This is a genomic window from Neisseria weaveri (genome assembly GCF_900638685.1).
Lineage (GTDB): Bacteria > Pseudomonadota > Gammaproteobacteria > Burkholderiales > Neisseriaceae > Neisseria > Neisseria weaveri.
In genome coordinates, this window is the sequence record NZ_LR134533.1 from 788608 (window position 1) to 803498 (window position 14891).

At 49.5% G+C, this 14891-nt stretch carries 11 protein-coding genes; 3 read left to right on the forward strand and 8 right to left on the reverse strand.

Annotation, left to right across the window (positions count from 1 at the left end):
• Window position 1: 1 nt before the first annotated feature.
• From EL309_RS03915 to rimP, 5 genes are all read right to left on the reverse strand, one after another.
• Window positions 2-1834 carry an LTA synthase family protein gene (locus EL309_RS03915; RefSeq protein ID WP_050793660.1) on the reverse strand — a complete coding sequence of 611 codons (1833 nt, stop codon included), beginning with the start codon at window positions 1832-1834 and terminating at the stop codon, window positions 2-4.
• Window positions 1835-1923: 89 nt separating this feature from the next.
• Window positions 1924-2295, reverse strand: a complete 372-nt coding sequence (gene rbfA, locus EL309_RS03920; RefSeq protein ID WP_040669447.1) for a 30S ribosome-binding factor RbfA — start codon at window positions 2293-2295, stop codon at window positions 1924-1926.
• 349 nt (window positions 2296-2644) lie between these two features.
• A complete protein-coding gene (gene infB / locus EL309_RS03930) occupies window positions 2645-5437 on the reverse strand; it encodes a translation initiation factor IF-2 (protein WP_004282634.1) in 2793 nt (930 codons plus the stop codon).
• Window positions 5434-6945 carry a transcription termination factor NusA gene (gene nusA / locus EL309_RS03935; protein WP_004282633.1) on the reverse strand — a complete coding sequence of 504 codons (1512 nt, stop codon included), beginning with the start codon at window positions 6943-6945 and terminating at the stop codon, window positions 5434-5436. Before nusA ends, infB begins: the two co-directional genes overlap by 4 nt.
• A gap of 36 nt (window positions 6946-6981) precedes the next feature.
• Entirely contained in the window at window positions 6982-7413 is a 432-nt protein-coding gene (gene rimP / locus EL309_RS03940) for a ribosome maturation factor RimP (RefSeq protein WP_004282632.1), read from the reverse strand.
• A gap of 32 nt (window positions 7414-7445) precedes the next feature.
• On the opposite strand from rimP, the gene EL309_RS03945 reads away from it, so the two are divergent.
• From EL309_RS03945 to EL309_RS03955, 3 genes are all read left to right on the forward strand, one after another.
• Complete coding sequence (locus EL309_RS03945) at window positions 7446-7682, forward strand: hypothetical protein (RefSeq protein ID WP_004282631.1); 237 nt, start codon at window positions 7446-7448, stop codon at window positions 7680-7682.
• A gap of 241 nt (window positions 7683-7923) precedes the next feature.
• Window positions 7924-9030, forward strand: coding sequence for a phosphoserine transaminase (gene serC / locus EL309_RS03950; RefSeq protein WP_004282630.1), 1107 nt, complete (start codon window positions 7924-7926; stop codon window positions 9028-9030).
• 376 nt (window positions 9031-9406) lie between these two features.
• Window positions 9407-10855 carry an NAD-dependent succinate-semialdehyde dehydrogenase gene (locus EL309_RS03955; protein ID WP_004282629.1) on the forward strand — a complete coding sequence of 483 codons (1449 nt, stop codon included), beginning with the start codon at window positions 9407-9409 and terminating at the stop codon, window positions 10853-10855.
• An 89-nt stretch (window positions 10856-10944) separates the two neighbouring features.
• Here the strand turns inward: EL309_RS03955 and fabF are convergent, their stop codons facing one another.
• From fabF to EL309_RS03970, 3 genes are all read right to left on the reverse strand, one after another.
• Window positions 10945-12192: a beta-ketoacyl-ACP synthase II gene (fabF, locus tag EL309_RS03960; protein ID WP_036494440.1), complete on the reverse strand. Its 1248-nt coding sequence runs from the start codon at window positions 12190-12192 to the stop codon at window positions 10945-10947.
• Window positions 12193-12333: 141 nt separating this feature from the next.
• Complete coding sequence (gene acpP, locus EL309_RS03965) at window positions 12334-12570, reverse strand: acyl carrier protein (RefSeq protein WP_036494451.1); 237 nt, start codon at window positions 12568-12570, stop codon at window positions 12334-12336.
• Window positions 12571-12866: 296 nt separating this feature from the next.
• On the reverse strand, window positions 12867-14876 hold the full coding sequence (locus tag EL309_RS03970) for a prolyl oligopeptidase family serine peptidase (RefSeq protein ID WP_372512968.1): 2010 nt from the start codon (window positions 14874-14876) through the stop codon (window positions 12867-12869).
• Window positions 14877-14891 lie beyond the last annotated feature (15 nt).

Genomic DNA, 14891 nt, shown 5'->3' on the forward strand with positions numbered 1-14891 from the left:
GTTATTGTGTCCATTGGTTGTTGCGCAGTTTTTCGTCCGCACTCTGCATGCGCCATTGCAACTGTTTCAAATAAGGGGCCGCAGACGGGGTTTGGCTGATGATTTGGTTGCGGTCGAACTCGGCGGTTTCGCTGCCCGACAACATCACCGTACTTCCGCCTTGATTCATCATAATCGGCAAATCGTCCTGTTTCGGATTCAGCAGGCTTTGCCCGAATGTATAAACCGGCTGTTTCACACCGATAATATCGGCAAAAGTCGGCAGCAAATCATATTGCGAGGCCTGCCAACCGTAGCGCGCCGCTTGCTCGCCCGACTCGAAAATAATCAGCGGAATATGGAACCGCTCGACCGCTTTGCTGTCGGGCGTGCCGCTATTCAGGGTGTGGTCGGCGGTAATCACAAAAACCGTATCTTTATACCAAGTTTGCTGCTTGGCATATTCCATAAACTGGTGCAGCGACCAGTCGCTGTATTTCAAGGTATTCAAAAATCCTTGTTCGCTGCGGTTGTCATGCGGATGAAGATGGAATTCTTTGCCGGGATCGGCAAACGGCTCATGCGTGGTTCCGCTGAAGAAAAAGGCAAAAAACGGTTTGGGCTGTTCGCTGATTTTCTTACCCAAAAACATCAGACTGTCGTAATCCCAGCCGAAAGCCGGAGTCTCCTGCGGATATTCGCGCAGCAGGGGAATGTCTTCCTTACCGTAATACTCTTGAAAACCCAATGCTTTGGCGATACCGTCCATATGGAAAGAGCGGCGGTTGGACGACTGCACCATCAGCGTACGGTAGCCTTGCTTTCCCGCCAACTCGGCAATGCGGCTCATATTGTTCAACTCCAAGCCGAAGCCCAACGGCTGCCTGTCTGGCAGAGCGGGAACCGAACTTAACGATGCCTGAATGCCGATAATGCTGCGTTGCCCTGCCGCATAGAAATGATCCCAAACGCGGCTGTGTCTGATTAAATTATCGGTATACGGGGTCGCTTTGAAATTGTTGCCGGACAAGCCGTCGATAAAGCGGTAGCTCCAACTTTCCAATAAAATAAATACGACATTTTTCCCACCGGCTTGAGCGCTCGGCTGATAACGAAAAGCATCGGGATAGGCCGTCTGAAAATTTTGCATTTCTTTATCATCAAGATATTTCAGCGGAATCTGGTTTTGACGGTCTTTCACTGCGTCCAACGTCACCAATGCGCCGTTCAAAGTCAGATTGGCCTGCTGCTGGCCGGTTCCGTTAAACGCATCCACCGCATTCAGGGGTTTGCCGCTGACCACCATACCTCGGGCCAAAAACACATAACACACCAGTAAAACCGCACTTTGCGCCACACGAACAACAAAGCGGCTGGGCAAGCCGCCGTCTTCCGGCCGAACCACCCACTTCAGCCACAGCCACCACATAACGGCTAAAAACAGCACACCGCCGACGGTATATCCCAAACGCGAGCTGAAGGCCGTCTGAAAAATAAAGCCCACATCACCACCGATGTTCAGCAAATCGCCACCGATATGGCGGTTCACTTCACCGAAATAGGCAATATCCGCCATCTGCAGCCCGACCAATACCGTCAACACCACACCGCACACCAAAGCCGCCCAACGCCGCAAGCGTCTTCCCTGCACTTTTTGCCACGGCAAAACCAGCAACAACAAAAACGGCGAATAAGCCAATACGGCCAGTTTCAAATCAAATCTGCTGCCCGACAGCAAGGCAGCCGGCAAAGAGGCTTCTTGGAAATAATCGTGATGTACCGCAAAAAGTGCGCCGCGCATCAAAGCGAAAACAGCAACGGTAAACAATAAAATACGGAATGGTAGGCGAATCATAATCACACACACAAAACAGGCCGGTTTAAAGTAAGCAGGCCGTTTGAATATTTCAGACGGCCTCTATATACATCAAGCAAACATCGGTATCAATCTTCAACCGGTTTTTCGGCTGCAACCTGATCAATCAGGTGCGAAATACTCATACCGCGCTCCAATGATTCATCATAAATAAAATGCAGTTCGGGCGTACGGAACAATTTAATCCGCTTCGACAATTCACTGCGCAAAAAGCCTTTGGCATGCTCCAAAGCCTCTGCGGTTACCTCGCGCGTCGCATCGTCCAGCACCGTATAGTAAACGGTAGCATGGCTGTAATCGCGGGTTACCTCCACATCGTTAATCGTGATAAAACCGGCACGGGGATCTTTCAAACCCTTGCGGACAAGTTCTGCCAACTCGCGCATTACCTGCTCTTTAACCCGGTCGACCCGTGCATAACCTCGGGTATTCTTTCTCATGTTTTTTCCTTATATTCTGCAATTTTGCCGAAAGCCCTGCCAAAGCGGCCTTGACCGCTGCCGCCCGAACGCGCAACGGCTGATTTGCCGTGTTTGCCTGCGCAGTCAGCCACGCTTTTCTTTGTCCGCCACCAGCACAAAGATGATTCTTTTAAGCCAACTGCGGCAATATACATGGCTGCTTGAGCTTTACCGTATTTTTCAGACGGCCTCTGATTCGGGCTCTGTATTATATAGCATTTCCCCAACCGCCGAGACGGCTGAAATAAAACCGCACTTTTCCAAACAGACAAAGCCTGATGAAAAAGTGCAGTTTGTTCGGATTTTAAAGCCGATAATATCCGCCTGCTTACAGAGAACGTGCCACTTCGACGATTTCAAATACTTCCAATTGGTCGCCTTCGATAATGTCGTTATAGTTTTTCAACATCAAGCCGCACTCGTAGCCCATACGGACTTCTTTAACGTCGTCTTTGAAGCGTTTCAGAGAAGCCAGTTCGCCGGTGTGGATAACTACGTTGTTGCGGATCAAGCGTACATGCGAATCGCGCTTCACGATACCGTCGGTAACCATACAGCCGGCAATATTGCCCACTTTCGATACGGTAATTACCTGACGGATTTCCACTGAACCGATAACCTGTTCTTTCTCTTCCGGCGCCAACATACCGCTCATCGCCGCTTTCACATCATCGATGGCATCGTAGATGATGTTGTAGTAACGGATTTCGATGTCCTCGCCTTCTGCCAACTTACGCGCAGAAGCATCGGCACGGACGTTAAAGCCGATAATGAACGCCCCGGAAGCAATGGCCAAGTTCACATCGCTTTCAGTAATACCGCCCACACCGCTGTGCAATACGTTGACTTTAACTTCATCTGTAGACAGTTTTTTCAAGCTGCCGGCCAACGCTTCATACGAACCCTGAACATCGGCTTTGATAATCACAGACAAAGATTGAGCCTGGTTTTCGCCCATGTTGTTGAACATATTTTCCAACTTGGCGGCCTGCTGTTTGGCCAAACGTACATCGCGGTATTTACCTTGACGGAACAGGGCAATCTCGCGGGCTTTCTTCTCGTCGGTCAATACAATCGCATCTTCACCGGCATTCGGTACGTCCGACAAGCCGAGAATCTCAACCGGAATAGAAGGGCCGGCTTCTTCAATGGCATTGCCGTTTTCATCGGTCATGGCACGCACTTTACCGAAAGCCGTACCCGCCAACAGCATATCGCCCTTGCGTAAAGTACCGCTTTGAACCAGTAATGTCGCTACCGCACCGCGTCCTTTGTCCAAGCGCGCTTCTACGATAATGCCTTTTGCAGGCGCTTCTACCGGTGCTTTCAGCTCCAATACTTCCGCTTCCAACAATACAGCCTCCAGCAAAGCATCGATATTCAAGCCTTGTTTGGCCGATACGTTGACAAACTGAACATCACCGCCCCATTCGTCCGGCACCACTTCGTGTGCGGTCAATTCCTGGCGGATACGTTCCGGATTGGCTGACTCTTTATCAATTTTGTTGACTGCCACCACAATCGGCACACCTGCCGCTTTGGCATGGGCAATCGCTTCAATGGTTTGCGGCATTACGCCGTCATCGGCAGCCACCACCAAAATCACAATATCGGTCGCTTTCGCACCGCGTGCACGCATGGCGGTAAACGCTTCGTGACCCGGTGTATCCAAGAAAGTTACCACGCCGCGCGGCGTTTCGACATGATATGCACCGATATGCTGGGTAATACCGCCGGCCTCGCCTTGTACCACTTTAGAGCGGCGGATGAAGTCCAGCAATGAAGTTTTACCGTGGTCAACGTGACCCATTACCGTGACAACCGGCGGACGGCTTACTTCTGCCACCTCAGCCAATTCGGCACCGTCATCCAAGAATGCTTCAGGATCATCTGCGGCGGCAGGTTTACCGATGTGGCCCAGTTCTTCTACCACAATCAGAGCCGTATCTTGGTCGATAGATTGGTTGATGGTTACCATCATGCCCATTTTCATCAAGGCCTTAACCACTTCTACGCCTTTTACTGCCATTTTGTGTGCCAAATCGGCTACGGTAATGGTTTCCGGCACCAATACTTCATGCACTACCGGCTCGGTCGGTGTTTGGAACGCATGTTGGTTCGGCTCCAGCTTCAACTGTTTTTTGCCTTTTTTGCCGCCACGTGTACGCTCTTCGTCACGGCCTGCGTTTCGGTCGCGGTTCTTACCGTTTTTCGCATTGCGCGGACGCATTTCTTCGTCACGGTTGTGGCGGTCTTCTTTTTTATTACGTGCCGGATTGGCCGGAGCCGCTTTTGCGCTTTCACTCACTACAGGTGCGGGTTTGGCAGTAGGCTTGGCCGAACGCTGTTCAAGCTGCTTCGCTTCTTTGGCCGTCTTGGCTTCCTGTTGCGCCTGCTGCTTCATCGCATCGCGACGTGCCTGACGCTCCTGTTTTTCTTTCAGCAAAGCTTCCTGATGGGCGCGCAAAGCGGCAGCCCTGCGGGCTTCTTCATCACGTTGCGCCTGCTCTGCTTCGCTGACAACAGGCTGAGGTGCAGCGTTTTCATTTTTCGCTTGCGGCTTGTTGTGTTTCGCTTTAGCAGGCTTGGCCGCTTTCTCAGCTTTGTCTGATTTTTCAGACGGCCTTTCTTCGCCAGACTTCTCAGCCTGCGGCTTTTCGGTTTTTTCAACAGCCTTGGACGCTTCTTCGGCTTTGCGCACCGCTTCCGCTTCGGCTTTAGCTTTGGCCGCCGCTTCCTCGGCTTCACGCTCGGCACGCGCTTTTGCTTCGGCTTCCTCCGCAGCTTTGCGGGCTTGCGCCTGTTCGGCTTCTAATTTGGCTTTGGCTTGTGCAGCCAATTCTTCTGCCGACGGAATGGTTACGGAACGGCCGCGACGACGGGTTTCTACCTGAACACCGCCTACCGTGCTGACTTCGGCTTTTTTACGGCTGATACTGATCGTACCGCTGTCACTACCGTGGGATTTCTGCAAATAAGCCAACAACAACTGTTTGTCATCGGAAGTAATCACATCGCTGCCGCTGTTTTTTTCCACACCGGCACTTTTTAATTGTTTCAGCAAATCGGCAACCGGCTTTTTCAGCTCGGCCGCAAATTGTTCTACGGTTGTGTTGCTCATGCATTACCCTCCGTACTTTCTTCATTGAACCAATGTTCACGGGCCGCCAAAATCACTTTTTTAGCATCTTCCTCATGTACACCGGTAATTTCGATTAATTCATCTACAGACAGCTCAGCCAAATCGTCACGGGTCGTCACACCGGCTTGTGCCAAATTGCGCAACATATCCTGATCGATGCCTTCCAATTCGCGCATATCGTCTGCTACATCTTCTAATTTTTCTTCGGAAGCAATCGCCTGAGTCAGCAATGCATCACGTGCACGGTTTCTCAACATTTCAACAACCTGTTCGTCAAAACCGTCGATTTCCAGCAATTCTTCGGCAGGCACGTAAGCCACTTCTTCCAATGTTGCAAAACCTTCCTGAACCAGAATATTGGCAGTTTCCGTATCCACATTCAGATTTTCGATAAACAGATTGCGGATTGCTTCATCTTCAGCCGCATGGCGCTCTTCCGCTTCGGCAACCGTCATGATATTCAACTGCCAACCGGTCAAATCCGCAGCCAAACGCACATTTTGACCGCCTCTGCCAATTGCCAAAGCCAGTTGGTCTTCAGCAACTATCACATCCACCGAATGTTTATCTTCATCGATCAAAATACGGGTCACTTCGGCAGGAGACAATGCGTTAATCACAAACTGCGCTGTTTCCGGAGACCATAAAACCACATCGATACGCTCGCCGGCCAACTCATTGGTTACCGCATTGACACGCGAACCGCGTACACCGATACACGTTCCTTGCGGATCGATACGCTGGTCGTTTGCTTTAACTGCGATTTTGGCACGTTGGCCCGGGTCTCTGGCCACTTCTTTAATTTCCAGCAAGCCGTCTTCGATTTCCGGCACTTCCATCGCAAACAGTTTCACCAGGAAATCGTTTGAAGTACGACTTACCACAACCTGTTTACGGCCGGAATTACCGATTTCATCCACACGTAAAAACGCAACGCGAACACGGTCGCCGTTACGGAAATTCTCACGAGGAATCATTTGATCGCGCGGTAACAATGCGTCCAAGCGGTTGATTTCCAAAATCACACCGTGACGCTCGACGCGTTTAACGGTACCCATAATGATGTCGTCTTTGCGGACCAAAAATTCACCCAGAATCTGTTCGCGCTCCGCATCACGGATACGCTGCAGAATGATTTGTTTCGCAGTTTGCGCAGCCTGACGGCCGAAGCCCTCGTTCTCAAGCTGCTCTTCGTAATATTCGCCGATTTGGATCGTTGTACCCGGAATTTCCTCTTGAATCTCTTCAATGGTTTTTTCCACATCCGGATAAGTGTAGTCTTCGTCGGCCACAATCAGCCAACGGCGGAAAGTACGGTATTCCCCGGTGTTGCGGTCGATTTCGACGCGCACATCCATATGTTCTCTATCTGCTTTTTTCTTTGCAGCAGTACTCAACGCAAACTCAAGCGCTTCGAAAACCACTTCTGTATTAACGTTTTTTTCGCTGGCCAGTGCTTCTGCCAACAGCAGCATTTCACGACTCATGGTTAAAATTCTCCATTAATCTCATTAATAGTATTTTTAAAATTTAAATTCGGGGCGCAGGCGGGCTTTATCGATATTGCCCAACTCGATATCGACGGTTTTACCGTCAAAAGCAACGCGCACAATGTCGTTTTCACAATTTTCGATAGTGCCGATAAAGTTTTTTTGGCCGTCTATCGGCAAGCGCGTTTTGATTTTGGCCTGCTGTCCGCTAAAACGAACAAAATCTGAAGCTTTTTTCAACGGACGATCCAATCCCGGGCTGGAGATTTCCAAGCGTTTATAATCTACGTCTTCCACCATAAACAAGCGGCTGAGATGGTTGCTGACTGTTGCACAGTCTTCAACCGTAATGCCGCCTTCTTTATCGATAAACACACGCAGATCGCCTTGAGCGGTCAACTCGAAATCCACTAATTCGTAACCCAAGCCGGGCAGGGTTTTATCCAAGATGGTTTGAATATCCATTTTGCTCCACTGAAAAATAAAAAAATGGCCCGATGGCCATTTTTCCTGAAATTGAAAAATTTATTTATTATAACCTGTTTATCTGTAAAAGAAAAGTACGAAATCGATATATTCTTTTTTCTCAAGGCCGTCTGAAATCCGGTTTCCCGGAATCAGCTTCTTCAAACGCCCTTTCCGCCAGCCTGCTTTCTAAAACATTTCCACCTATCCGATCTAACCCCACGCTAGTTGCCGAAATACGCCCATACATTTTTAAAGAAGAAAATTAAGTGTTATTCACTGCAAAATTACAATAAATAGTGAATAACACTTATTTATAATTTAAAAATCCAAATTTTTATTATTAATCACTAAGACAAATTAGCGGGATTAGATACGGAATCAGCATAAGCCGGGTTGCAGAAAACGCTGCCGAAGTCTAGAATCAAACGCTAACATTTATATATTAAAGCTGCTGATCATTCTCAATATGGTTTGGCATAACCGATAATCTATAAAGGACAAGCAACCATGCTGCCGACACCGATTTACAATTTTTCAGCCGGGCCTGCTATTTTGCCGGAATCTGTTTTACGTACTGCACAAAGCGAAATGTTTGACTATAACGGTACGGGCTTCTCCGTAATGACGATGAGCCACCGCTCGGAAGTGTTTATGAGCATTCTTTACCATGCCGAACAAGATCTTCGTCAATTAATGAATATTCCCGACAATTACAAAGTTTTGTTTCTGCAAGGCGGTGCCAGCGCACAATTCAACCAAGTAGTCATGAACTTTGCCAACGGTTTCAAACGTGTCGATTCGGTGGTTACTGGCAACTGGTCGCGCATTGCCCACTCGCAAATGGGTAAACTTTCGGATGCCGAAATCCATTTGGCGGCGCACGGCGGCGAAATGTACAACTACCAAAATCTGCCTCCCGTATCGTCTTGGGACATCAGCAAAGACTCTGCCTTTGTCCACTTCGTCATCAATGAGACCGTACACGGCCTGCAATACCGCGAAGTACCGAAATTGGAAGACGGCATGCCGCCACTGATTTGCGATATGTCTTCCGAATTGCTGTCGCGCAAAATCAATGTTGAAGACTTCGGCGTTATCTATGCCGGTGCACAAAAGAACATCGGCCCTTCCGGTGCAACAATCGTCATCATCCGCGAAGATCTGCTCGACCGCTGTTCCGACCGTATCCCCGACGTATGGAACTACAAATCGCATATTGAAAAACAAGGTATGTACAATACGCCGGCCACTTATCCGATTTACATTTCCGGCTTGGTATTCCGCTGGCTGCAATCCCAAGGCGGTGTAGCGCAAATGGAAACCATCAACACCCTGAAAGCCAAAACGCTGTACAACGCCATCGACGGCAGCGGCGGCTTCTATATCAACAATGTCCATCCCGGCGCGCGTTCCAAAATGAACGTGATTTTCACAACCGGCAATGCGGAACTGGACGAGCTGTTTGCCCAAGAATCCACCACACGCGGACTGCAACTGCTGCGCGGCTACAAATCCATGGGTGGCATGCGTGCCAGCATCTACAACGCCATGACTCTGCAAGGCGTAGAAGCATTAATCGATTTCATGAAAGAATTCCAACGTAGATACGGTTAATTTGCCGCAATCCAATACAGACAGCCGTTTCTCCATCATTTAAAGAGACGGCTGTTTTTTTATTGACATCCGATACTGCAAGCACTCTACCAGCTGCCTGAACATTTAGGCCGTCTGGAAATTAGGCCGTCTGAAATTTAGGCCGTCTGAAATTTAGGCCGTCTGAAATTTAGGCCGTCTGAAATTTAGGCCGTCTGAAATTTAGGCCGTCTGAAATTTAGGCCGTCTGAAATTTAGGCCGTCTGAAATTTAGGCCGTCTGAAATTTAGGCCGTCTGAAATTTAGGCCGTCTGAAATTTCAATATGCGCAGATTGACAGCTAATCGGCAAGGGCGTAAGTTGAAGCGAAACATACTATTCCAACAGAAAGCAAATTATGCGGCTTAACGATTCCAACCTACTGAAAAATCTGTGCTATATCAACGGCACATGGCATAACGAGGATAACGGAAAACGTATCCCCGTTATCAATCCTGCCAACGGCAACCTGCTTGCCGATGTTCCCGATATGGGCAAAGCAGAAACTAAAGCGGCAGTTACGTCTGCCCAAACCGCGCTTCCTGCTTGGTCAGCGCTTCCGGCTTCCGAACGCAGCCGTTTACTGAAGCGGTGGTTTGAGCTGGTGATGCAGCACCAAGAAGATCTGGCACACATTCTGACTTACGAACAAGGCAAACCGTTAGCCGAAGCGCGCGGCGAAATTGCCTACGGCGCATCTTATATCGAGTGGTTTGCCGAAGAAGCGAAACGGATTTACGGCGAAACCCTGCCCTCATCCAACAGCGACCAACGCCTAACCGTACTGCGCCAACCGGTTGGCGTTTGCGCCGCCATCACCCCGTGGAATTTTCCCAATGCCATGATTACCCGGAAAGTAGCGCCGGCATTGGCAGCAGGCTGTACTTTCATTCTCCGGCCGGCTTCCAAAACACCGCTTTCCGCGCTTGCACTCGCCGAATTGGCCGACCGTGCGGGCGTTCCGCCCGGCGTATTCAATGTGATTACCGGTAATGCCGCCGAAATCGGTTCAGTATTAACCGGTGATCAGCGCATACGTAAATTCAGCTTTACCGGCTCAACCGAAACCGGTAAAAAATTGATGGCTCAATGCTCGGCAACAGTAAAAAGGGTTTCTTTAGAACTAGGTGGTAACGCGCCTTTTATCGTATTTGACGACGCGGACTTGGATGCAGCCGTTGCGGGCGCCGTTGCCAGCAAATTCCGCAATGCCGGCCAAACCTGCGTCTGTACCAACCGTTTTTATGTGCAGGCAGATGTTTACGAAGCATTTATAGAAAAACTGACCCGTGCCGTACAACAGTTAAAAGTCGGCAACGGCTGGGATGAAGGCGTAACCATCGGCCCGGTTATCGACCGTCAATCGATAGAAAAAATACGGCAGCTTCTCGACAATGCTGTCGGACAAGGGGCTGATATTACATGCGGCGGTTTTTCAGACGGCCTCTTTTTCCAACCGACCGTAATTTCCGGTGCAACGCAAACAATGGCTGTGGCACATGAAGAAATCTTCGGCCCGCTTGCGCCCGTATTCCGTTTTACCGATGAGGCGGAAGCAGTAAAATTGGCAAACGATACCGAATACGGGCTCGCCGCCTATTTTTACAGCCGAGATATCGGACGCATCACCCGCGTCAGCGAAGCATTGGAATACGGCATGGTCGGTGTTAACACCGGTTTGATTTCCAATGCCGCTGCACCGTTCGGAGGCATCAAACAATCCGGTTTCGGCCGTGAAGGCTCGCGCCACGGCTTAGATGAATATTTGGAAATGAAATATATTGCTTTGGCAGGTGTTAATTCATAAATACAAAATACCCCATGGCTTGCAAGCCATAAAAAAGGCCGTCTGAAATTTCAGACGGCCTTCGATATATGCTGAATACGGTTTCGCTTTTATCCGGTAAAGCGTTTGAACACCAAAGTACCGTTGGTACCGCCAAAACCGAACGAGTTGGAAATCGCAACATCAATCTTCACGTCGCGCGCTTCGTTGGCACAATAATCCAAATCGCAACCTGACTCGATATCCTGCTCGAAAATATTGATGGTTGGCGGAGATTTTTGATCGTGAACGGCTAAAACACTATACACGGCTTCCACACCGCCGGCCGCACCCAATAAGTGGCCGGTCATAGATTTGGTAGAATTCACCACGACTTTCTTCGCATGATCACCCAATGCCAACTTAATGGCGTTGGTTTCGTTTGCATCACCCAAAGGCGTAGACGTGCCGTGTGCATTCACATAGTCGACACTGGTCGGATCCAAACCCGCATCTTTCAACGCACGGTTTACAGCCAAAGCAGGGCCTTCGACATTCGGCGCGGTAATATGGAAGGCATCGGAACTCATACCGAAACCCACCAACTCTGCATAAATTTTTGCACCGCGTTTTTTAGCGTGTTCCAATTCTTCCAACACCAGCACACCGGCGCCCTCACCCATCACAAAACCGTCGCGGCCTTTGTCCCACGGACGAGATGCGGTCAGCGGATCGTCGTTGCGCGTTGACAGGGCTTTCATTGCGGCAAAACCGCCCATACCCAAAGTACATACCGCACCTTCCGCACCGCCGGCAACCATTACATCGGCATCACCGTATTTGATCATGCGGGCCGAATCGCCGATAGAGTGCGCACCGGTGGTACAGGCAGAAACCATGCCGTAACTTGGGCCGCGATAGCCTTTCAAAATGGTTACATGACCTGCAATCAGGTTAATCAGCGAACCCGGAATAAAGAAAGGATTGATTTTGCGTGCACCGCTTTCCAAAACGACTTTGCCGGTCGCCTCAATGCTCGGCAAACCGCCGATGCCCGAACCGATATTCACGCCTACCCGGTCTTTATCCAAACCTTCCACATCGTCCAAACCCGAATCGGCGATGGCTTGCAGCGCAGCTGCGATACCGTAGTGGATAAACGCATCCATGCGACGGGCTTCTTTGGGGCTGATATAGTCGCCGATTTCAAAATCTTTTACTTCGCCTGCAATCTGGCAGGCCAAGTCAGAGGCATCAAAACGGGTAATTTTGCCGATACCGCTTTTACCTGCCAGCAAATTGCTCCATGCAGTGGCAACATCGTTACCAACAGGCGATACTTGACCCAAACCGGTGATGACTACTCTTCTCTGACTCATAATTATCTCGCTGAATAGAATCCGTAAACGCTGCATTCGGCCCAATACCGACCGTGGCCGTCTGAATTCTGTATTTATGAATGAAAAGCCTCTGTGGCAGGAAATCCCGCAGCAGAGGCTGTTCGGTATTAGACCACGATATTAAGCAGAGTGTGCTTGAACGTAGTCGATTGCCAATTGTACGGTAGTGATTTTTTCTGCTTCTTCATCAGGAATTTCGCAACCGAAAGCTTCTTCCAAAGCCATAACCAGCTCAACGGTATCCAGAGAGTCTGCGCCCAAATCATCTTGGAATGAAGATTCGTTTTTCACTTCAGCTTCATTTACACCCAATTGCTCAGCAACAATTTTCTTAACTTGTTGTTCGATATTTGACATGTTGGTCATTCCTTATATGCCTGTATACGGCGGGTTTGAAAAATGTGTTCCGGCACATTGTACCGAATCAATTTAGAGTTTTCCATCTAAAACACGGCTTTTTTTGCCTGCCTGCAGGAAAATCCAACCGTGTTTGTTTATCGCGCATATTATCATAGGCTTATTTTAACCTACAAGCAGCTTTTAATTTTAATTTAAAAACAATAAATTAAATTAAAAACCAGCTAAAATCGCAACAAAAATAACTAACGAAATTATCTTTACAGTATGCCGTTCGCTTTTTTTGCAACATCAAATTACGCGATGCTTTTCTTCAAAAATACCAAAACCGCCGCCAACTCTGCGGCCGTCTGTTCTTGGGTTCCGTTTCCCGTATGCCCTCCTGATGATGGGGCGTACAGTCTGCAATGCGGCGAATATTCTTTTAATTTGGCATAAAACTTCAAGGCATGAGCCGGATGGACGCGGTCGTCGCTCAAATTAGTCGTGATTAAAGCGGGCGGATAGTTTTTACCGGCTTCGATATGATGATAAGGCGACAATGCAGCTAAGGCCGTCTGAAATTTTTCATCCTCCGGATCGCCGTATTCTTCTATCCAACTGGCACCGGCCGATAAATAAGGATAGCGCAGCATATCGATCAGCGGCACTTCGCATACTAACGCGCCGACAGCTTCAGGCTTGCGGACAAAAGCCGAAGCGGTAACCAGGCCGCCGTTACTGCCGCCCTGCAAAGCGGTATGCTTAGGAGAACTTATCCCTCGGCGGTGGATATCGCCGACAACGGCCAATAAGTCATCAACGCTTTTATATTTATCGGTTCCCTGTGCCGCTTTATGCCACGACGGCCCGAACTCTCCGCCGCCCCGAATATTGGCCAATACGAAAGCGCCGCCTTCCGCCAACCAATGCCTGCCCATCGAACCGAGATAATGCGGCAATTCCGGAACGCCGAATCCGCCGTAAGCATAAACAATCACCGGCGTTTCCGGATTTGCCTGGCGGCCGACATAATAGTAAGGGATACGGATGCCGTCTGAAGATTCGGCATAATATTGGTTGACTTCGACACCAGCGGCATCAAACTGTTTCGGCTGGCGGCGCAACACCGTCAGTTCCATCACATTCAAATCCAACGCAAACAAAGTCAGTGGCGTAACAAAATTGCTGGTGGCAATATAAACCACATCGCCGCCCCACGGCTGGTCGGTCAGCTCCAGCGCACCGCCCGGCAAATCGGGTACTGCCTCCTCGCACCAGATGCCGTTGTGAAAACGCCAGGCTTTCAGACGGCCTGACACATTGTCCAGCAAGTTGGCGACAATAAACCGCTTGGTTGTTTCCACGCTTTCCAAAGCCTGATGCTCGTTTGGCGCAAATAACAAATGTGCCTCCCCCAATATACCTTTATTGAGCTTAACCGCCACCAGACTGCCCGCAGGATAGCTTTGATTCGCACGCTGCCAATCGCTACGCAAATGCAACAGCAGTTGCCCGGCCAAATAGCCCGATACTTCGCAATCTCTCGGCAAATTCAACGGTACCGCTTCTGCACCTTGAACAAACAGATAAGTTTTACTGAAGAAACCGTCGGCCGCTTCGATTAAGTCGATAGGAGCGCCCTGCGGATCCAAATACCGCCATGCATGCACCATCACACCGTCTGCGTCCATCCGATAAACCGGCGTTCCTTCGGCAAAACTCTGACCGCGCTCAATCAACCATACCTCACACGGATAACCCGATTTGGTTAATTGGCGTTCGTCCCAAGCCGGACACACCCAAACGCTGTCCGCATCACGCCAGGCAATGTGGTTTTTGCCGGCTGGAAAATGAAAACCGCCTTCCACAATACAACCGCTTTCCAAATCAAATTCCAGCGTATAAGCCGCATCCCCACCGGCCACACTTAACGTCAGCAACACTTGCGACGGGCGTTCCACATAATGCGACACCCCGTCCAGATACACATCGTCACCCAAAATCTCATCGAAATCGGCAACGGAAAACAAAATCTGCCAATCAGGCATACCGGCCCGATAAGAAGCTGCCGAACACACCCGGTATACGCCCTTCGGAAAGGCTTCGCTTTGATGAAAATGGTACATCCGCGCACGGTGTTCCTGACAAAACGGAATCTGACGTTCATCCTGAAGCAGCTTGCAGATATCGTCTTTTAAACGATGATAATCAGCCGAACCCGACAACTCACCCAACGTTTCCGCGTGTGCCGTTTCCGTAAAAGCCTGCGTTTCAGGTGCAGACAAATCCTCCAAATAGGCATAACAATCTTGCATGACCGATATCTTCATTCATAAAAA

Excerpts from the sequence above, each read along its gene's own strand:
- EL309_RS03915 (WP_050793660.1), bottom strand. The coding sequence starts at position 1,834 with ATGATTCGCCTACCATTCCGTATTTTATTGTTTACCGTTGCTGTTTTC.
- rbfA (WP_040669447.1), bottom strand. The coding sequence starts at position 2,295 with ATGAGAAAGAATACCCGAGGTTATGCACGGGTCGACCGGGTTAAAGAG.
- infB (WP_004282634.1), bottom strand. The coding sequence starts at position 5,437 with ATGAGCAACACAACCGTAGAACAATTTGCGGCCGAGCTGAAAAAGCCG.
- nusA (WP_004282633.1), bottom strand. The coding sequence starts at position 6,945 with ATGAGTCGTGAAATGCTGCTGTTGGCAGAAGCACTGGCCAGCGAAAAA.
- rimP (WP_004282632.1), bottom strand. The coding sequence starts at position 7,413 with ATGGATATTCAAACCATCTTGGATAAAACCCTGCCCGGCTTGGGTTAC.
- EL309_RS03945 (WP_004282631.1), top strand. The coding sequence starts at position 7,446 with ATGGCCATTTTTCCTGAAATTGAAAAATTTATTTATTATAACCTGTTT.
- serC (WP_004282630.1), top strand. The coding sequence starts at position 7,924 with ATGCTGCCGACACCGATTTACAATTTTTCAGCCGGGCCTGCTATTTTG.
- EL309_RS03955 (WP_004282629.1), top strand. The coding sequence starts at position 9,407 with ATGCGGCTTAACGATTCCAACCTACTGAAAAATCTGTGCTATATCAAC.
- fabF (WP_036494440.1), bottom strand. The coding sequence starts at position 12,192 with ATGAGTCAGAGAAGAGTAGTCATCACCGGTTTGGGTCAAGTATCGCCT.
- acpP (WP_036494451.1), bottom strand. The coding sequence starts at position 12,570 with ATGTCAAATATCGAACAACAAGTTAAGAAAATTGTTGCTGAGCAATTG.